Source organism: Nocardioides eburneiflavus, assembly GCF_004785795.1.
GTDB lineage: Bacteria > Actinomycetota > Actinomycetes > Propionibacteriales > Nocardioidaceae > Nocardioides > Nocardioides eburneiflavus.
The window spans coordinates 3,616,130-3,633,429 of sequence record NZ_SRRO01000001.1; the positions used below are offsets into that span (position 1 = coordinate 3,616,130).

General features: G+C 72.8%; 17 protein-coding genes. 8 read left to right on the top strand and 9 right to left on the bottom strand.

Features of this window, described 5'->3' with window-relative positions; translation table 11 throughout:
• The first annotated feature begins 6 nt into the window (after positions 1 to 6).
• Together EXE59_RS16915 and EXE59_RS16920 are read left to right on the top strand one after the other, a co-directional pair.
• Positions 7 to 519, top strand: coding sequence for a CinA family protein (locus EXE59_RS16915; protein WP_135839950.1), 513 nt, complete (start codon positions 7 to 9; stop codon positions 517 to 519).
• 57 nt (positions 520 to 576) lie between these two features.
• Positions 577 to 888 carry a helix-turn-helix domain-containing protein gene (locus EXE59_RS16920; RefSeq protein ID WP_135839951.1) on the top strand — a complete coding sequence of 104 codons (312 nt, stop codon included), beginning with the start codon at positions 577 to 579 and terminating at the stop codon, positions 886 to 888.
• A 9-nt stretch (positions 889 to 897) separates the two neighbouring features.
• Here the strand turns inward: EXE59_RS16920 and EXE59_RS16925 are convergent, their stop codons facing one another.
• Positions 898 to 1,689: a DNA-formamidopyrimidine glycosylase family protein gene (locus EXE59_RS16925; protein WP_135839952.1), complete on the bottom strand. Its 792-nt coding sequence runs from the start codon at positions 1,687 to 1,689 to the stop codon at positions 898 to 900.
• Positions 1,682 to 6,226 (bottom strand): ATP-dependent helicase, encoded by a 4,545-nt coding sequence (locus tag EXE59_RS16930; RefSeq protein ID WP_135839953.1) that lies wholly within the window; start codon positions 6,224 to 6,226, stop codon positions 1,682 to 1,684. Before EXE59_RS16930 ends, EXE59_RS16925 begins: the two co-directional genes overlap by 8 nt.
• Positions 6,227 to 6,386: 160 nt before the next feature.
• Here EXE59_RS16930 and EXE59_RS23875 point away from each other — a divergent pair, with 160 nt between their 5' ends.
• Entirely contained in the window at positions 6,387 to 6,608 is a 222-nt protein-coding gene (locus tag EXE59_RS23875; protein WP_168218564.1) for a hypothetical protein, read from the top strand.
• A 313-nt stretch (positions 6,609 to 6,921) separates the two neighbouring features.
• A complete protein-coding gene (locus tag EXE59_RS16935) occupies positions 6,922 to 7,983 on the top strand; it encodes a carboxypeptidase-like regulatory domain-containing protein (RefSeq protein ID WP_168218565.1) in 1,062 nt (353 codons plus the stop codon).
• Between the two features lie 147 nt (positions 7,984 to 8,130).
• Here EXE59_RS16935 and EXE59_RS16940 read toward each other — a convergent pair whose 3' ends face one another.
• Both EXE59_RS16940 and EXE59_RS16945 read right to left on the bottom strand, forming a co-directional pair.
• Positions 8,131 to 8,868, bottom strand: coding sequence for a mycothiol-dependent nitroreductase Rv2466c family protein (locus tag EXE59_RS16940; RefSeq protein ID WP_135839955.1), 738 nt, complete (start codon positions 8,866 to 8,868; stop codon positions 8,131 to 8,133).
• Positions 8,869 to 8,933: 65 nt separating this feature from the next.
• Positions 8,934 to 9,662, bottom strand: a complete 729-nt coding sequence (locus EXE59_RS16945) for a DinB family protein (protein WP_135839956.1) — start codon at positions 9,660 to 9,662, stop codon at positions 8,934 to 8,936.
• A gap of 120 nt (positions 9,663 to 9,782) precedes the next feature.
• Between EXE59_RS16945 and EXE59_RS23880 the strand changes: the two genes are divergently transcribed.
• On the top strand, positions 9,783 to 10,058 hold the full coding sequence (locus tag EXE59_RS23880; RefSeq protein ID WP_168218566.1) for a Fe-S cluster assembly protein HesB: 276 nt from the start codon (positions 9,783 to 9,785) through the stop codon (positions 10,056 to 10,058).
• Between the two features lie 58 nt (positions 10,059 to 10,116).
• Here the strand turns inward: EXE59_RS23880 and EXE59_RS16950 are convergent, their stop codons facing one another.
• The 5 genes from EXE59_RS16950 to EXE59_RS16970 all read right to left on the bottom strand — a co-directional run bounded on the left by EXE59_RS16950 (position 10,117) and on the right by EXE59_RS16970 (position 14,141).
• On the bottom strand, positions 10,117 to 11,016 hold the full coding sequence (locus EXE59_RS16950; RefSeq protein WP_135839957.1) for an NAD-dependent epimerase/dehydratase family protein: 900 nt from the start codon (positions 11,014 to 11,016) through the stop codon (positions 10,117 to 10,119).
• A 10-nt stretch (positions 11,017 to 11,026) separates the two neighbouring features.
• Positions 11,027 to 11,635 carry a hypothetical protein gene (locus EXE59_RS16955; RefSeq protein WP_135839958.1) on the bottom strand — a complete coding sequence of 203 codons (609 nt, stop codon included), beginning with the start codon at positions 11,633 to 11,635 and terminating at the stop codon, positions 11,027 to 11,029.
• Between the two features lie 37 nt (positions 11,636 to 11,672).
• The gene (locus EXE59_RS16960) at positions 11,673 to 12,344 is read right to left on the bottom strand and encodes a calcium-binding protein (protein ID WP_168218567.1); all 672 of its coding nucleotides are present in this window, start codon (positions 12,342 to 12,344) and stop codon (positions 11,673 to 11,675) included.
• A 106-nt stretch (positions 12,345 to 12,450) separates the two neighbouring features.
• Entirely contained in the window at positions 12,451 to 13,707 is a 1,257-nt protein-coding gene (locus EXE59_RS16965) for an RNA polymerase sigma factor (protein WP_135839960.1), read from the bottom strand.
• 86 nt (positions 13,708 to 13,793) lie between these two features.
• The gene (locus EXE59_RS16970) at positions 13,794 to 14,141 is read right to left on the bottom strand and encodes a YciI family protein (protein ID WP_246056846.1); all 348 of its coding nucleotides are present in this window, start codon (positions 14,139 to 14,141) and stop codon (positions 13,794 to 13,796) included.
• Positions 14,142 to 14,301: 160 nt separating this feature from the next.
• Between EXE59_RS16970 and EXE59_RS16975 the strand changes: the two genes are divergently transcribed.
• The 3 genes from EXE59_RS16975 to EXE59_RS16985 all read left to right on the top strand — a co-directional run bounded on the left by EXE59_RS16975 (position 14,302) and on the right by EXE59_RS16985 (position 17,300).
• Positions 14,302 to 15,453, top strand: coding sequence for a PQQ-dependent sugar dehydrogenase (locus tag EXE59_RS16975; RefSeq protein WP_135839962.1), 1,152 nt, complete (start codon positions 14,302 to 14,304; stop codon positions 15,451 to 15,453).
• 69 nt (positions 15,454 to 15,522) lie between these two features.
• Positions 15,523 to 16,449 carry an ABC transporter ATP-binding protein gene (locus EXE59_RS16980; RefSeq protein ID WP_425464521.1) on the top strand — a complete coding sequence of 309 codons (927 nt, stop codon included), beginning with the start codon at positions 15,523 to 15,525 and terminating at the stop codon, positions 16,447 to 16,449.
• The gene (locus EXE59_RS16985) at positions 16,449 to 17,300 is read left to right on the top strand and encodes an ABC transporter permease (RefSeq protein ID WP_135839963.1); all 852 of its coding nucleotides are present in this window, start codon (positions 16,449 to 16,451) and stop codon (positions 17,298 to 17,300) included. The genes EXE59_RS16980 and EXE59_RS16985 overlap by 1 nt, the downstream gene beginning before the upstream one ends.

Below are 17,300 nucleotides of genomic sequence, written 5' to 3' on the forward strand. Positions count from 1 at the left end.
GCGGACATGTGGTCAGGAGGTGTGGCCGAGCAGGTCCTCGAGGCGCTGGCCGGGCGCGGAGAGACGCTGGCGAGCGCCGAGTCGTTGACCGGCGGCCTCCTCGCGGCCCGGCTCACCGACGTGCCGGGAGCGTCCCGCAGCTTTGTCGGCGGGGTGGTGTCGTACGCCACCCGCGTCAAGGTCGCGCTGCTCGACGTGCCGGACGCGGTCGTGCAGCGCCATGGCGTCGTCTCGCAGGAGTGCGCGGTGGCCATGGCACAGGGCGTACGCACCCGGCTCGGCGCCACGTGGGGGCTCGCGACGACCGGCGTCGCGGGTCCGGACGAGCAGGACGGACACCCGGTCGGCACCGTCTGGATCGCGGTCGCCGGACCGTCGGGCGTGGCGGCCCGGCTGCTGGCGCTGACGGGGGACCGGCTCGCGATCCGGCAGGCGACGTGCGACGCCGTGCTGGCAGACCTGGCGGCCCGACTGGGCGATGTCGAGGTCTTCGCGCGGGAAGAAGGAGCCCTCGGGTAGCGTTGGGCCAGACGGCTTCCCCTCGCAACGGATCTCCCGAGAGTAAGGACCTCGCGCATGGTGCTCTTCCGACGACTGCTCGGTGACGTGCTGCGCAGCGCGCGGATGCAGCGCGGGATGACCCTCCGCGAGCTCTCGGCCGAGGCGCGGGTGAGCCTGGGCTACATCTCCGAGATCGAGCGCGGCCAGAAGGAAGCCTCCTCCGAGCTGCTCGCGTCGCTGTGCCAGGCGATGGACCTGCCGCTGTCCGACGTGCTGCGCGACGTCGCCGACGCGGTGGCCCTCGAGGAGGCCGCGATGGAGATCGTGGCGAGCACGCCGATCACGGCGGCGCGGCCGTCGGGCGACGTCGTCGCCTCGGCCGCCTGACGTCCGTCGTCACCGCTCCGGCTGGCAGCTGGGGCACCAGTACGCCGCGCGCTCGCGCCCCGGGTCGCCGAGCATCGTGACCGCGACCGGGGTCCGGCACCGCCGGCACGGCGACGTGTCACGGCGGTAGACCCACATGCGCTCGCGCTCGCGCAGGTCGCCGGTGGTCGACTGGATCGCGCGCTCCTTGTTGACGTCGAGCATCTGCCTGCCGCGTCGCACCAGCCGAGGGAGCTGGTCGACCGTCGAGACCGGGCTGGCGGGGTTGACGCCCATCGTGAAGCACAGCTCGGCCATGTACATGTTGCCGATGCCCGCGAGGTTGCGCTGGTCGAGCAGCGCCTGCCCGATCGGACGGTCCGGCTGGGCGCGGAGGTTGGCCAGGGCGCGGTCCTCGTCCCAGTCCGGTCCGAGCAGGTCGGGGCCGAGGTGGGCGACCAGGTCGGCCTCGTGCTCGCGCGGCACGAGCTCGACGACGCCGAGCTGGAAGCCGACCGCCTTGCGTCCCTCGATGCCGAGCACGAGGCGGGCCTGGGTGTCGGGACGTCGCCACCTCTCGCCCTCGGGGTAGACGTGCCACGAGCCCTCCATCTTGAGGTGCGTGTGGATCGTCCAGGCGCGGTCGTGGTCGATACGGGTGAGGATGTGCTTGCCGCGGGAGAGCGAGCGGATGACCGTGCCCTCGCGGAGGTCGACCGTGGCGAGGGCGGGCACCCGGAAGTCGGTGAGCGTGAGGCGGTGGCCCGTCAGCGCGCGGTCGAGCTTGGCTGCTGCTCGGTAGACGGTGTCGCCCTCAGGCACGCAACCTCAGTCCCTTCGGTGTCGCCACGAAGCCGGCCGCGGTGAGCGCGAGCCGGATCGGGCTCTCGCCGCCGCTGCCGATCAGCGCGTGGCCGTCCGCCTTCTCCACCGTCAGCCGGCCCAGGGCGCCGCGGCGCGCGGCGTCGGCGAGCGCGGCCATGGCCGGCGTCAGCACGTCCACGTCCTCGCTCCAGGTGAGCAGGGTGCGTCCGCCGCGCTCGACGTAGACCGTCAGCGCACCGTCGACCAGCACGACGAGGGCACCGGCCTTGCGCCCGGGTCGGTGGCCCGAACGCTCGGGGTCGCCGGCGTCGGGCCACGGCAGCGCGGCGCCGAAGGCGTTGGCGGGGTCGGTGGCGGCGAGCGCCACCACGGACGGCTTGGTGCCGGGCCTGCCGCTCTCGGGCTCGGCGAAGGTGCGGAGCCGGTCGATGGCGCCGGCGCTGCCGAACTGCGCGGCGCCGAGGCCCTCGATGAAGTAGCCGCGCCGGCAGCGGCCGGTGTCCTCGAAGGCGCTGAGCACCTTGTAGACCCCGGCGAAGCCGCCGGCGACGCGCTCGCTGACGACGGCGCCCCGGGTGACGACACCGTGCCGCTCGAGGAGGTGCTCGGCGCGGGCGTGGGCGCGCCGGGTCGGGTCGCCGTCGCGCTCGGGCAGGAGCGCCCAGCGCCCGGCGGTCTCGGGTGGCCCGGTGCGGACGGGCATCCGGCCCCCGGTCGTGCGGCCGAGCCGTGGAGGCGTACGCCGGGTGCGGTGCGAAGGCGTGCCGCTGCGCACCAGCGCCCGCAGCGGCGCGAGGGTGTCGTTGGTGACGAGGCCCTGCCAGACCAGCTCCCACAGGGCCGAGCTGAGCTCGGCGTCGCTGGTGGCGCCGACCCGGTCGGCGAGCTGGCGGAAGAACCACGCACCGCCCGGGTCGAGCGCGTCGAGGACGGCTCGCTGGAGACCGTCGGGCTCGTCGCCCTCGACCTCGGGGAGCGTGAGGTGGGCCTGGTCGGCGAGGTGGAGGCTGACCCAGCCGTCGCTGCCCGGCAACGGGGCGTGGCCGGTCCAGATGACCTCCCCCGAGGCCGTGAGCTCGTCGAGCATCGAGGGCTCGTAGTCGCGGACGCGGGCGGCGAGCACGAGCGGCTCGAGCGCGCTGGCCGGGACCGGGCAGCCGGCGAGCTGGTCGATCGCGGCGATGACGCCGTCGAGGCCGCGCAGGGACCCGCCGACGCGTTGCCACGCGGGCAGGAAGCGGGCGACGGCGTCGTGGCTGACGGGCTCGATCTCCTGGCGCAGCCGGGCGAGCGAGCGGCGGCGCAGCTTGCGGAGCACCTCGGCGTCGCACCACTCGGTGCCGGAGCCGGACGGCCGGAACTCGCCGTCGAGGACGCGGCCCCGGTGGGCGAGCCGCTGGAGGGTCTGGCGGGCGACGGCCTCGCCGAGCCCGAGCCGGGTGGCGACCTCGGCGGTCGTGAACGGCCCGTGGCTGCGCGCGAAGCGGGAGACCAGGTCGCCGAGGGGGTCCTCGGGCAGCTGGAGGAAGGCGTCGGGCGTGCCGACGGGGACGGGGACGCCGAGCCCGTCGCGCAGTCGCCCGATGTCCTCGATGGCGGTCCAGCGGTCGTCCCCGGCCATGCGTACGGGGGCGACGCGCCGATCGAGGGAGGCCAGCCAGCCCTCGACGTCGGCGCCGTCCACGGACCGTGCGCGGATCTCCTCGACCGAGAGCGGCCCGACCAGGCGCAGCAGGTCGGCGACGGCCTCGGCGTTGCGGGCGCGGCGGTCGGGGGCGAGCCACTGGAGCTCGGCCTCGACCTCGGTGAGCACCTCGGGGTCGAGCAGCTCGCGCAGCTCGGCGCGACCGAGGAGCTCGGCGAGCAGGCCCTGGTCGAGCGACAGCGCGGCGGCACGGCGCTCGGCGATGGGGGAGTCGCCCTCGTAGACGAACTGCGCGACGTAGCCGAAGAGCAGGCTCCGGGCGAACGGGCTCGGCTGGGTGGTGGCGACGTCGACGACGGTGACCTCGCGGCGCTGCACACGCCCGAGCAGGGCGACGAGCGCGGGCAGGTCGTAGACGTCCTGGAGGCACTCGCGCACCGCCTCGAGCACGATGGGGAAGGCGGGGTACTGGGACGCGACCTCGAGGAGCTGGGCGCTGCGCTGGCGCTGCTGCCACAGCGGACTGCGGCGCCCGGGGTCGCGCCGGGGGAGCAGCAGGGCGCGGGCGGCGCACTCGCGGAACCGGCTGGCGAACAGTGCGGACCCGCCGACCTCCTGGGTGACGAGCTGCTCGATCTCCTCGGGCTCGAAGACGATGACCTCGCCGGTCGGGGGCTCGGCGTCGGTGTCGGGGATGCGGATGACGATGCCGTCGTCGGAGGCGACCGCCTGCCCGTCGACGTCGAAGCGCTCGCGCAGGCGGGCGTTGATGGCCAGCGCCCAGGGTGCGTGGACCGGCGTGCCGTAGGGGGAGTGGACGACCAGTCGCCAGTCACCGAGCTCGTCGCGGAACCGCTCGACGACGACCTGGGTGTCGTTGGGCACGACCTGGGTGGCCTCGCGCTGCTCGCCGAGGTAGGTGACGAGGTTGGTGGCGGCGTACTCGTCGAGCCCGCGCTCCCTGACCCGGGCGACGGCCTCGTGCGGGGACGTGCTCGCCAGCTCGCGGGTGAACGCCCCGACCGCGGCGCCGAGCTCGGCGGGACGCCCGAGGGAGTCGCCCTTCCAGAACGGCAGGCGGCCGGGGATGCCGGGTGCGGGGGTGACGAGCACCCGGTCGTGGGTGATGTCCTCGATGCGCCAGCTGGTCGCGCCGAGGGCGAACACGTCGCCCACGCGTGACTCGTAGACCATCTCCTCGTCGAGCTCGCCGACGCGGCTTGCCTTCTCGCCGACCAGGAAGACGCCGAAGAGCCCACGGTCGGGGATCGTGCCGCCGCTGGTCACCGCGAGCCGCTGGGCACCCGGTCGTCCGGTGAGGGTGCCGGTCACCCGGTCCCACACGATGCGGGGGCGAAGCTCGGCGAACTCGTCGCTCGGGTAGCGGCCGCTCAGCAGGTCGAGGGTGGCGTCGTAGGCGGAGCGGGGGAGCTGGGTGTAGGAGGCGGCGCGGGTGACGAGGGAGAAGAGCTCGTCGACGTCCCACTCCTCCATGGCGAGCGCGGCGACGACCTGCTGTGCCAGGACGTCGAGCGGGTTGGCGGGGATCGACATCTTCTCGATGGCGCCGGAGCGCATACGCTCGACCGAGACGGCCGTCTGCGCGAGGTCGCCGCGGTGCTTGGGGAACAGGACGCCCCGGCTCACCTCGCCGACCTGGTGGCCGGCGCGACCGACGCGCTGGAGGGCGCTGGCGACGCTGGGCGGCGACTCGATCTGGATGACGAGGTCGACTGAGCCCATGTCGATGCCGAGCTCGAGGCTGCTGGTGGCGACGACGCAGGGGAGCCGCCCCCGCTTGAGGTCGTCCTCGATCATCGCCCGCTGCTCCTTGGACACCGAGCCGTGGTGGGCCTTGGCGATGGTGGCCTCGGCGCCCGAGCTCTGCCCGGACTGCGCCATGATCACCGCCGGTTGAGCAGCCGAGGGACGAGGCGTGTCGAAACCAGGGTCGCCTTCCCCGCCCTCGCCCGTGGCCCGCTCCGTCGCGATCTCGTTGAGCCGGGCGGTCAGCCGCTCGGCGAGGCGGCGGGAGTTGGCGAAGACGATGGTCGAGCGGTGCTGCTCGACGAGGTCGACGACGTGCTCCTCGACGTGGGGCCAGATGCTCGTCGCCCGGCCGGGGTCGCCGGACTCCTCGTCGTACTCCCCGGGCATGGTCATGTCCTCGACGGGCACGACCACGCGCAGGTCCCACTCCTTGGTGCTGGGCGGGGCGACGACCTCGACTGGCTGCGTGCCGCCGAGGAACCGTGCGACCTCCTCGAGGGGGCGTACGGTCGCGCTGAGGCCGATGCGCTGGGCCGGCTGGTCGAGCAGGTGGTCGAGCCGCTCCAGGCTGATGCCGAGGTGGGCGCCGCGCTTGGTGCCGGCGACGGCGTGCACCTCGTCGACGATCACGGTGTCGACGCCGCGCAGCGTCTCGCGCGCCTGGCTGGTGAGCATGAGGAAGAGCGACTCGGGCGTGGTGATGAGGATGTCGGGTGGCGTGGTGCCGAGCTTGCGCCGGTCGGCCGGGCTCGTGTCACCCGAGCGGAGCCCGACGGTCACGTCGGGGACGGCGGCCTCGAGCCGCTCGGCGGTGTTGCGGATGCCGGTGAGCGGGGCGCGCAGGTTGCGCTCGACGTCGACACCGAGCGCCTTGAGCGGCGAGATGTAGAGGACGCGGGTGCGCCGGGACCTGTCGTCGGGCCGCGCGGTGCTCAGCAGCCGGTCGATGGCGTGGAGGAAGGCGCTCAGCGTCTTGCCGCTGCCGGTGGGTGCGACGACGAGCGCGTTCTTGCGGGCGGCGATGGCGTCCCACGCGCCCTCCTGCGCCGGGGTGGGACTCGCGAACGACGCCTCGAACCACGCACGCGTGGGCGCGCTGAAGCGGTCGAGGGCGGTCATGCCCTGCAGTCTGTCACCCGCCACCGACACCGGCCCCGCCCCGAAGGCGGGCCCCGGTGCGCGGGAGTCGTCGTGAGGGACGCTCGCGACGCCACCCTATTTCGGGCATGTTTGCTGCGGGATGAGCGCATTGGCGGTGATCTGCCGCCATCGTGTACCGATGACGGCGGTGACGCTCGACGACGCAGCCACGGTGATCCGTGAGCTCGGTCGCGCGGCCGATGCCTTCGCGCTGCGGGCCGGGGAGCAGGAGGCCTGCCGGGACCGGGCGCGGCCCGGGTCCGCCGTGCAGCACCACCACGCACACTCGGCCACCCTCTGGCGACAGGCGGAGCAGGTCCTCAGGGCCCGCATCGGTGAGCTCGCGGCAGGGCCGCGCTAGGGACAGGACCGGCTCGCCTCCAGCGACCGGGCGACGGGGCAGCGGTACTGACCAGAGAGGGGTCCCGGGCCGCTGGTCAGATACGACCAGCGGACACCACCCGATCGTGTCCTCGACTGGCCCAGACGCACGCAGACGCCTGCCGCACGGGCCAGGACTGGTCTGGTCCGGTCTTCAACCATCGGTCAACGCGAGCGGAACACCATGCTCGGTACGGACACAGAGGGTCCGTTCGTGCTCGGACGAACCGTCCCGGGAGCCACCGTCGTACTCACGCATCGCGCCGCGATGCGACGCAGTCTTCGGAGGGATCATGAACAGGTACAAGAAGGTGGCGGGAGGCATTCTTGCCCTCACCGTGGCAACGACGTCCACCACACTTCTCGCCGGGCCCGCGGAGGCTGCTCCGCCCAGCCGCATCAAGGGCGTCGTCACGGCCGACGGGGTGCCTCTGCCGAACGTGGAGGTGACGACGTGGGCCCTGGTTGCTGGTGCCTGGGTCAGCATGGACAGCGACGTCACGGGCCTCGACGGCAAGTACAACGTCGGCAAGCTCGATGACGGTGCCTACCGTGTGCGGTTCGACGACCTCACCGGTGCCTACGCGACGGAGTTCCACCTCGACGCGTCCCGGATCGAGGACGCCGAGGACGTGCAGCTGGTCGACGGGAGTGGCATGCAGACCCTGCCTGACCCGGACCTCCAGAGCGCTGCCCACGTCCTCGGCACGGTGACCGGCGGCGACGGCAAGGCCATCAGCGGCGCCGAGGTCACCGCGTACGTCGTGCAGGGAGCCGCATGGGCCTCGTTCCGGACGGTGCTCACCGGCGCCGACGGCACCTACGACCTGGGCGGGCTGCCCGGCGGCGACTACACGCTCGGCTTCCGCGACCCCGTGTCGGGTGTCACCGAGTACTGGAACGACAAGGAGGCGCTCGGCGATGCGGGCACGGTGACGGTCCCCACCAGCGAGCGCCACGACGCGCAGCTGGCCACCCCGATCGCTGCTCCTGACCCGGACCTCGTCCCCGTGCCGGTACCCACCCCGGTGACCGCCACGGACTCGCCGACCACCGCGGCTCCGACCACGGCGCCCACCGCTGGCGTCACCGTGTTGAAGAAGCCGCGCATCAGGGGGTACGCCAAGGTCGGTCAGCGCCTGCGAGTGACGACCGGAACCTGGAACCCCGGCAAGGTGAGGCGCACGATCAAGTGGTTCGCCGACGGCAAGCGGATCAAGGGCGCGACCAAGAACCGTCTCCGCCTCACCGGCACGCTCAAGGGCAAGCGGATCTCTGCGCGCGTCACCGCCTCCGCCCCCGGCCGCACCTCGTTGAAGGTCACGACGCGGAGGACCAAGAAGGTCAGGGCCTGAGCCCAGGCACCACGACAGCGCGCGCGGACCCACACAGCCGCTGGCGCTCATCGGAGGCGGCTCCCCCGGCGGGGAGCCGCCTCGCTACGGCGCGGCGTGTCGCGACGACCACCCCGTCCTGATGGGCGCGGGGATCTGACTGCTGCGTCATCCGCGCTCGCTCCTCTGTCGGCGGCTTCCGCCGTGCCAGTCCTCCTGCTTGCCGACGGTGCCGGGCTGCACTCCGAACCCGACCAGCTGTGGCCTCTCGCGCAGGCTGCGCTTCAGCTCGGCGAAGCCGGGGAATCGCGCCAGGCCGACGACGTGGTCCCACAGCTCCACGGCCTGCTCGGGCTCGGGGAGGCGGCTGATCACGGGGCCGAAGAACGCCACCCCGTCCGGAGGCTCGAAGTGGATGATCGGCGTGCCCACGTCCTTGCCGGTCAGCGCGAGAGCCTCGTCGCCGTCCGCGCGGATCGCGTCGTCCCAGGCGGTGTCGTCGAGCGCGTCGGCAAGGTCGGTGGGCAGGCCCACGTCGCGGAGGACGGGCTCGAGGAACTCCCGCGTTCCGTGCCGAAGGCCCGCGTCGGCGACCGTGGTCTCGGCGGGCGGGGTGTCGAAGATGTGGGCCCCGAGTGCGGCCTGGAGCGAGTCGACCGCACCGGCGCCGTGCTCGTGACGCGCCCGGGCCACGGCACGCAACAGGCGCAGGCCAGCGGTGTGACCGGTCTCGTACTCGGGCGGGAAGTGGGCGTCGTAGTCGATGTGCTCGTTGATCAGGCGCAACGAGATGAACCGCCAGTCCACCGACACGGCTCGCTCGGCCTGCACCATCCGGACCCACTTGCTCGTCAGCCAGCAGAACGGGCACACCGGATCGAAGTAGAAGCGGATGTCGGACGTCATGGACCGACACTAGGACCCGGACCCGAGGACGGCGCCTGACGCGCCAGAGACGTCCAACGCGCCGTTCACCCCAGCAGCGCCAGGTCCCGCCGTACGTACCTCAGGTGCGCCCACTCCTCCTCGAGGATCACGCGGACGCAGTCACCGACCGTGGGGCTCCAGTCGAAGCCCCACGGGTCCCTCCGCTCCTCGGCGAGCAGCTCGGGGGTGACCGTGGCGAGGAAGTCGGTGACCATCTGCTGTCGCTCGGCGCGTACGGCGAGCACCTCGTCGTAGGTCGGCGGCTCGACGCGGAAGATCGAGGTGTCGAAGCCCATCTCCGCGGCGCCGGTGAAGATCTGGCCGATATCGTGGAACGGCTGCTCGATCCGCAGGATCCCGCGGCGGAGCCACGTGTCGGTCGCCAGGACGAGGTGCCGCAGGGTCTGGGCGAGGGACCACTCGTCCGGGACGTGGGCGTCGACCAGCTCGGGCGGGGTGTCGGCGACGGTCGCGGCCCACGCGGCCTGCACCGCGACCCAGCCCTCGCGCAGGCCCTCGGGCGTCTGCGCCTTCTGGAGCTCGCGACCGGGGAACCGCCGGTTGAGCTCGGCGTCCACGAGTGGCACCACGTCGACGCCGTTGACGAGCAGGCTCCCCATGAACAGGTCGTGGCTGTCGATGTCGAGGCCGTCGACGTCGACGCTGCGCATCGTCACCCCGCTCACGTCGGAATAGCGCAGGGTGGCGCCCTTGAAGCTGGTCCTGACGAAGGTCGCGCCCTCGAAGTCACCGGTCCCGGAGTCGTTGGTCATGGCCCCATGATGGCCGCTGCCGGGGGCCGCGCGACAGGACCTCCCCACGCCCGGTTTGCCTCGTCACCCCGTCCGCGACATGGTGGAGGGGACACATTCGCCACACGGATTGGAGAGCCCATGCTCGCTCTCACCGAGAACGTGACCGACATCGTCAAGAAGCTCGCTGAAGAGGTGCCGGAGATCTCGGCGCTCCGCATCGCGACCGAGGTCGACGGGGAGTCCCTCTCCGTCAGCCCGGCCGACCACGGCGAGGCCGACGACCAGGTGATCCAGCAGGACGGCGCGACGGTCTACGTCGACGCGCCGGCCTCGGAGCTCCTGGCCGACAAGGTGCTGGACGGAGGCGTGGACGAGGAGGGAAACATCCAGTTCGCGCTCGGCCAGCAGGCCTGATCGACCGCTCCACCCACGGCGACGAGCCCCGGACCCCGCGTGGGGGCCGGGGCTCCGCTCATCCCCGTCGCGGGTCGTCGAGCACGTCGCGCCACGAGTGCCGCGGCTCGAAGCCGACCAGCTCGCGCGCCTTGTCGATCGCGTAGAACGTCTCGTCGCGCCGCATCTCGCGGCGCACCTCGACGCCGTCGTAGAAGCGCTCGATGACCTCCGCCGTCGTCGCGGCGACCGACATGTCGGCGTTGGCGACGTTGAAGACCTCGTAGCCCAGGCCGTCGGTCTCCAGGCAGCGTTGGACCATCAGGCCGAGGTCGCGCACGTCGATGTAGGCGAAGATGTTGCGCCGCCGCAGGCCCGCGTCCTCGAGGAAGTCGGGGAACATCTCGGCGTACTCGTGCGGCTCGATCACGTTGTTGATCCGCAGGCCGTAGACGTCCGCACCCGTGCGCGCCTGGAACGACCGCGCGGTCACCTCGTTGGCGACCTTCGACATCGCGTACGAGTCCTCGGGGACCGTCGGGTGCTCCTCGTCGACGGGGAGGTAGAGCGGGCGGCGCTCGCCCTGCGCGAAGCACACGCCGTAGGTCGTCTCGGACGAGGCGAAGACGACCTTGCGGATGCCGAGGCGGGTCGCCGCCTCGAGCACGTGGTAGGTGCTGAGGACGTTGGTGGCGTAGGTCGTCGAGTCGGCCGTGCGCAGGATGGCGGGCACCGCGGCGAAGTGCACGACGGCGTCGTACGACGGCTTCTCGGGCAGGTCGAGCTCGTCGAAGGTCGCCAGCCCGGCGAGCGCCGACCAGACCTCGCCCGGCTCGGTGAGGTCGACCGCCAGGTCGTGGACGTCGGGGTGGTCGAGCGGGACGAGGTCGGCGTTGGTGACCTGGTGGCCCTGCTCCGCGAGGTACGGGGCGACGTGGCGTCCGGCCTTGCCGCTGCCGCCCGTGAAGAAGATGCGCATGGGTTCCTTCCTACCCCGGCGGGGCAAGGGCGGACCCGCCCGGTCGGGCCTGCAGCTGACGCCGCGCCAGCTCGAGGCCCGCGATCCATCCCGGAGCGCGCCCACCCGTGGGTGGGCGGATCACGCCCATGTCGTGCCCTGCGCGGGCCAGCGCCCAGGCGACCACGGAGTTGGAGTTCCACATCTCACCGGTGCCCAGCTCGTCACGGCCCCAGACCAGCGGTGGCACCTGCTCGAGGACCGCGAGCACGCTCGCGACCCGCGCCGGGTCCTCGGTCGTGCGGACGGGACTGGCGATCGCGTCGGCGACGTCGGGGATCCGGCCGCCGGCCCAGCAGCGCACCTCGTAGCGGAAAGGACGGAGCCGACCCAGGCCGTACGCCCCGACGGGACCTTCGCAGAGGACGCCGCGGTCGTCGTCGGCGACGTTCCACACCGGTCCCATCTCGACCGCGTAGGTGACGTCGTCGGCGCGGACCATCAGGGCGGAGTGGTAGAGGTCGGAGGCGGGCCGGTGCCCACGCCACGCGGCCAACCGCTCGTAGACGCGGCCGTTGGTCCGGACGAACCACCCGCCGGCGCCCAGCGGCAACCAGTACAGGTCGACCCATGAGTCCATCGCACCGCCCTCCGACCCGACCCGGACCGCAGCCCGGTCAGTGCGCCACCGAGACGTCCTCGCAGCCGATCAGCGTGTCGAGGGGGTCCAGGCCGCCCTCCCCGTCCAGGGCGTAGTAGGTGACCCGGTCGAACCCGCTGCCGCAGTCGATGACGTCCGGCACCCCGTCGTCGACCGTCTTCACCTCGTCGTCGCCCGCAGCGGCGACGACGCGGTCGCGGCCACCGGTGACGCCGAAGAAGTCGTCGCCGGTGCCGCCGCGGAGCACGTCGTCCCCGGGCTCGTCGGTCAGCTCGCTGATCACGCCGTCGGTCAGGGAGTCGTCGCCGGTGCCACCCCGGAGCCTGTCGTCGCCGGGGCCGCCGGAGAGGACGTCGCGGCCGATTCCGCCGGCGAGCAGGTCGTCGCCGCCGTCGCCGAAGAGCATGTCGGCTCCGCCCCCACCCGCGAGCAGGTCGCGGCCGGACCCACCGCCGCCCACGTCGCGTCCGAGCCCGCCGCGGAGGACGTCGGTCCCGGCGCCACCGTGGAGCCGGTCCGCTCCCGCCCGCCCGCGGAGGACGTCGTCGCCACCGCGGGCCCGGACGACGTCCGCCCCGGGCGTGCCGACGAGCGTGTCGTCACCCGGGGTGCCCGTGATCACAGCGGCGGCCGCCGGTGCGGCCAGGGTCAGCGCGAGGGCCAGGCCTGCGGTCATGGTGCGTCGCACGGGATCACCCTTCGTCGGAGTTCGCTCCATGCTGTGCCACGTCGAGGGTCCACCGCTAGGGGCGGAGGTCCCCGACTAGGCGACTCACGCCGACCGAGGGGGTGGCTCACCGGTCCGGCCGCGCTGCGTTCTCCTGCGCCCGCAGCAGCAGCACCGCGCGCTCGCCCTCGTTGCGGGTGAGCGCCGCCGCCTCGACGAAGGCGGCCTCCGCCTCGGCGAACCGCCCGGCCCGCTCCAGCAGGTCGCCGCGCACGGCCAGCACGAGCGGCGAGCCGGGCAGCTCGGCCGCGTCGACCGCGGCCAGCACGGCGAGGCCGGCCTCGGGGCCGTGTGCCCGCCCGTGGGCGACCGCCCGGTTCACCTCGACGACGGGGCCGGGCGCCGCCTGCGCCAGCACGTCGTAGAGCGCGGCGATCCGCCCCCAGTCGGTGTCCTCGGCGCGCGCGGCGACGGCGTGCTCCGCAGCGATGGAGGCCTGGAGGAAGTACGTCCCGACCGGGGTGCCGGTGGCGGCGAGGCGGGAGGCCGCCCGCAGCACGGCGAGGCCGCGCCGGACCATCAGCGGGTCCCACCGCGTACGGTCCTGGGCCTCGAGCAGCACGGGGGTGCCGTCGGGGGAGAGGCGGGCGGCCGTGCGCGAGCCCTGCAGCTCGAGCAGTGCCTGCAGCCCCAGCACCTCGGGCTCGTCGGGGGCGAGGTCGGCCAGCATGCGTGCCAGGCGGGTCGCCTCGGCGGCGAGGTCCGGGCGCATCCAGTCCGCGCCCGACGTGGCGGTGTAGCCCTCGTTGAAGATCAGGTAGATCACCGCCATCACGTCGTCGAGGCGCGCGGCCCGCTCCTCGCCGGTGGGCATCTCGAGCTCGGCGCGGACCGATGCGAGGGTCTTCTTGGCCCGCGAGATGCGCTGGCCCATCGTGGCCTCGCTGGTGAGGAAGCCGCGGGCGATCTCGGCGGTCGTGAGGCCGCCGACCAGACGTAGCGTGAGTGCCGCACGGGACTCGGGGGTGAGCGCAGGATGGCAGGACAGGAACACCAGCCGCAGGACGTCGTCCTCGATGTGGTCGACCTGGTCGTCGAGGTCGGGCACGTGTGCCTCCTCCCCGCCGCTGACACCGCGGTCGTGCTGCAGCTCGGCGACCTTGCGGCGCAGCGTCTCGGCGCGCCGGAAGTGGTCGACGCCGCGGCGCTTCGCCGTCGTCATCAGCCAGGCGGACGGGTTGTCCGGGATCCCTGTACGCGGCCACTGCTCGAGCGCGGCGACGAGCGCGTCCTGCGCGAGGTCCTCGGCGAGGTCCACGTCGCGGGTCATCCGGGTGAGGGCGCCGACGAGGCGGGCCGACTCGGCCCGCCACGCGGCGATCACGGCCCCTGTCGAAGCATCTGAGGGGTCGTCCGTCCTGTCGTCTGGGGGAGTCCCTGCCGGCACCGGGCCAGCGTAGTGAGGCCGGGTCAGCCTGTCGGGGCGTCCGGGCCGTCGGAGATCTGGCGCAGCGTCGACACCACGGTGACCTCGGGCCAGTGCTCGGCGTGGAGCTCGGCGAACTTCTGCTGGTCGGCCACGGCCTCCTCGAGACTGGGGTACTCCAGCAGCGACCAGCCGCCGACGACCTCCTTGGCCTCGGCGTACGGCCCGTCGACCCGGCTGACCTCGCCCTTGCGCACCACGAAGTTGACGGCGTCCTCGGTGCCGTACAGGCCGCCGCCGTCGAGGAAGACGCCGCTGGCGGCGCGCTCGCCGATGTAGACGTCCATCGCGTCGAACAGCGACTGCGGCGGCATCCCGATGTTCTCTTCCATCCTGACGAATCCCATGAAACGCGGCATGGTATTTGCTCCTCCTGTGGGCGGTGGGTGTGTTCTCGCACGTACGTCGAACGGGTCCGACGCGTCTCGACATCGGTGTCAGAAGTTTTTCCGACGCATCCCTGGCTTGCCACCCCCACGCACGATGGAAGCCATGAGGTCCCCCGCTCCCGCCCTCGCCGGGCTGGTCGCCCTGCTCGCCACCGGGTGCTCGGGCGACACTGCGGCGTCCGGCTCGCTCGGGCCCGCCACGGCGGAGAGCGATGACGGCTGGCCGTTCGTGGTCGAGGAGGTGGACCGCCTCGAGGACCCGTGGGCGATGGCGTTCCTGCCCGGCACCGGCGACCTGCTCATCACCGAGCGCACCGGCGCGTTGCACCTGCGCGACGCCGGGAGCGGCGAGCGGGTCGAGGTCGGGGGAGTGCCGGAGGTGGTCGTCGCGGGGCAGGGCGGGCTCGGCGACGTGCTGCCCGCCCCGACGTACGCGGACGACGGGCTCGTCTACCTGAGCTGGGTGGAGGAGGGCGACGGCGGCACCGGGGCCGTCGTCGGGCGTGCCGGGCTCGAGACCGGCGACCGGCCGCGCCTGGTCGACCTCGAGGTCGTCTGGAGGCAGACGCCGAAGGTCGACGGCGACGGCCACTTCGGACACCGGCTCGCCTTCTCGCCCGACGGGCAGCACCTGTTCGTCTCGTCCGGCGACCGGCAGCTCCAGGACCCGGCGCAGGACACGACGAACACGCTCGGCACGATCGTCCGGCTCACCCCCGACGGGGACCCGGCGCCCGGCAACCCGCTGGCCGACGAGGGCGGCGCGGCCGCGGAGATCTGGAGCTGGGGCCACCGCAACCCGCTCGGCCTCGAGCTCGCTCCCGACGGCACCCTGTGGTCGTCGGAGATGGGGCCCGAGGGCGGCGACGAGCTCAACCTCGTCGAGGCCGGGTCCAACTACGGCTGGCCCGAGGTCTCCGACGGCAGCGACTACGGCGGCGGCGAGATCCCCGACCACGCCGAGGGGGACGGGTACGCCCGTCCCGCGCGCTCATGGACTCCGAGCATCTCGCCGGGCAGCCTGATGATCTACCGTGGCGACCTCTTCGAGGACTGGCAGGGCGACGCGTTCCTCGGCGCGCTGTCGGGCGAGGCACTCGTGCGCGTCGACCTCGACCGCGAGACCGCGGGCGACGCCGAGGTCTTCGACACCGGCGAGCGCATCCGCGCCGTCGAGGAGGGACCCGACGGCTCGATCTGGCTGCTCGAGGACGCGGGCGCGGGGCGCCTGCTGCGACTGACGCCGGCGGAGTAGCCGCGCGTCGCGGTCGGATGCGGCCGTTCGGCGCTCCGGTGTCGTCACCCTCAACTAGGCTCGGTCCCCGTGACGGAAGCCATGATCTCGGCGCGGGGACTGCGCAAGTCGTTCGGTGACTTCGAGGCCGTCAAGGGCATCGACGTCGAGGTGCGCCGGGGCGAGGCGTTCGGCTTCCTCGGACCCAACGGTGCCGGCAAGTCGAGCACCATGCGGATGATCGCGTCGGTGAGCCCGGTGACCTCGGGCGAGCTGCGGATCCTGGGCCTCGACCCGGCGACCGACGGCCCGGCGATCCGCGGGCGCCTCGGCGTCTGCCCGCAGGAGGACACCCTCGACAACGAGCTCAACGTCTTCGACAACCTCTACATCTACGGCCGCTACTTCGGCATCGACCGCGCCACCTGCCGCGAGCGGGCCCGCGAGCTGCTCGAGTTCGCCCAGATCACCGACAAGGCGAAGTCAAAGGTCGAGGACCTCTCCGGCGGCATGAAGCGGCGGCTCACCATCGCCCGCAGCCTGATCAACAACCCCGACCTGCTCCTGCTCGACGAGCCGACCACCGGCCTCGACCCGCAGGCCCGCCACGTGCTGTGGGACCAGCTGTTCCGCCTCAAGCAGGCCGGCGTCACCCTCGTGATCACCACCCACTACATGGACGAGGCCGAGCAGCTGTGCGACCGGCTCGTCGTCATGGACAAGGGCCTCATCGCCGCGGAGGGGTCCCCGCGCGAGCTCATCGACGCCCACTCGACCCGCGAGGTCGCCGAGCTGCGCTTCGGCGTCGGCGAGCACGAGGCGCTCGCCGCCAAGGTCGAGGACCTCGGCGAGCGGGTGGAGGTGCTGCCCGACCGCCTCCTCGTCTACAGCGACCACGGCGAGGACGTCGTCACGGCGGTGCTCGAGCGCGGACTGCAACCCCTCGCGACGCTCGTACGCCGCTCCACCCTCGAGGACGTCTTCCTGCGCCTCACCGGCCGGACCCTGGCGGACTGATGGAGTCCGAGGTGGCGACCGACGCGACGCCCGGGAGCACGTCCCGCGGCCCCGGCCCGGCCGGGGCGCTGTCGGCATGGGAGGGCATGGCCCGCCAGTACGACTACTGGCTCACCGTCCTCAAGCGCACGTGGCGCGGGGGAGTGGTCAGCAGCTTCCTGACCCCGCTGCTCTACGTCGTCGCGATGGGGGTCCTGCTCGGCGGCTTCATCGAGGGAGACCCCGACAAGCTCGAGGGGGCGACCTCCTACCTCGCCTTCGTCGTGCCCGGACTGGTCGCCTCGCACGCCATGACGATCGCGGTCAGTGAGTCGACCTACCCGGTCATGGGCGCCATCAAGTGGCACAAGACCTTCTACGCCCAGCTGGCCACGCCCCTGGCGGTGCGCGACCTGGTCAACGCCTTCATCGGGTTCGTGATGTTCCGCGTCGCCTCCGCGTGTGCCGTCTTCATGCTCGTCATCGCGCCCTTCGGCGTCTTCGCGACCTGGTGGGGACCGATCCTGGCCTGGCTGTCGCAGGTGCTCGTCGGCTTCGCCTTCGCCACCCTCGTCTTCGCCTACAGCGCGCGGCTCAGGTCCGAGGAGGGCTTCGGGGTGCTGTTCCGCCTCGGGGTGATCCCGCTGACGCTGTTCTCGGGGGCCTTCTTCCCGATCGGCAACCTCGGCCCGGTGCTGGAGTGGCTCGCGCGCCTCACCCCCCTGTGGCACGGCGTCTCCCTCTCGCGGATGTTCTGCGTCGGGCAGGTCGACTGGTCCCTGGCGCTCCTGCACGTCGTGGTCCTGGCCACCCTCACCGTCGTCGGCTGGTTCCTCGCCGTGCGCAACCTCGACCGTCGGCTGGAGGTCTGA

What these genes read in the sequence shown, in the direction of transcription:
- EXE59_RS16955 (WP_135839958.1), bottom strand. Translation starts at nt 11,635, where the DNA reads ATGGACTCATGGGTCGACCTGTACTGGTTGCCGCTGGGCGCCGGCGGG.
- EXE59_RS16950 (WP_135839957.1), bottom strand. Translation starts at nt 11,016, where the DNA reads ATGCGCATCTTCTTCACGGGCGGCAGCGGCAAGGCCGGACGCCACGTC.
- EXE59_RS16945 (WP_135839956.1), bottom strand. Translation starts at nt 9,662, where the DNA reads ATGACCAACGACTCCGGGACCGGTGACTTCGAGGGCGCGACCTTCGTC.
- EXE59_RS16940 (WP_135839955.1), bottom strand. Translation starts at nt 8,868, where the DNA reads ATGACGTCCGACATCCGCTTCTACTTCGATCCGGTGTGCCCGTTCTGC.
- EXE59_RS23875 (WP_168218564.1), top strand. Translation starts at nt 6,387, where the DNA reads ATGACGGCGGTGACGCTCGACGACGCAGCCACGGTGATCCGTGAGCTC.
- EXE59_RS23880 (WP_168218566.1), top strand. Translation starts at nt 9,783, where the DNA reads ATGCTCGCTCTCACCGAGAACGTGACCGACATCGTCAAGAAGCTCGCT.
- EXE59_RS16935 (WP_168218565.1), top strand. Translation starts at nt 6,922, where the DNA reads ATGAACAGGTACAAGAAGGTGGCGGGAGGCATTCTTGCCCTCACCGTG.
- EXE59_RS16920 (WP_135839951.1), top strand. Translation starts at nt 577, where the DNA reads ATGGTGCTCTTCCGACGACTGCTCGGTGACGTGCTGCGCAGCGCGCGG.
- EXE59_RS16915 (WP_135839950.1), top strand. Translation starts at nt 7, where the DNA reads ATGTGGTCAGGAGGTGTGGCCGAGCAGGTCCTCGAGGCGCTGGCCGGG.
- EXE59_RS16975 (WP_135839962.1), top strand. Translation starts at nt 14,302, where the DNA reads ATGAGGTCCCCCGCTCCCGCCCTCGCCGGGCTGGTCGCCCTGCTCGCC.
- EXE59_RS16970 (WP_246056846.1), bottom strand. Translation starts at nt 14,141, where the DNA reads ATGGAAGAGAACATCGGGATGCCGCCGCAGTCGCTGTTCGACGCGATG.
- EXE59_RS16930 (WP_135839953.1), bottom strand. Translation starts at nt 6,226, where the DNA reads ATGACCGCCCTCGACCGCTTCAGCGCGCCCACGCGTGCGTGGTTCGAG.
- EXE59_RS16985 (WP_135839963.1), top strand. Translation starts at nt 16,449, where the DNA reads ATGGAGTCCGAGGTGGCGACCGACGCGACGCCCGGGAGCACGTCCCGC.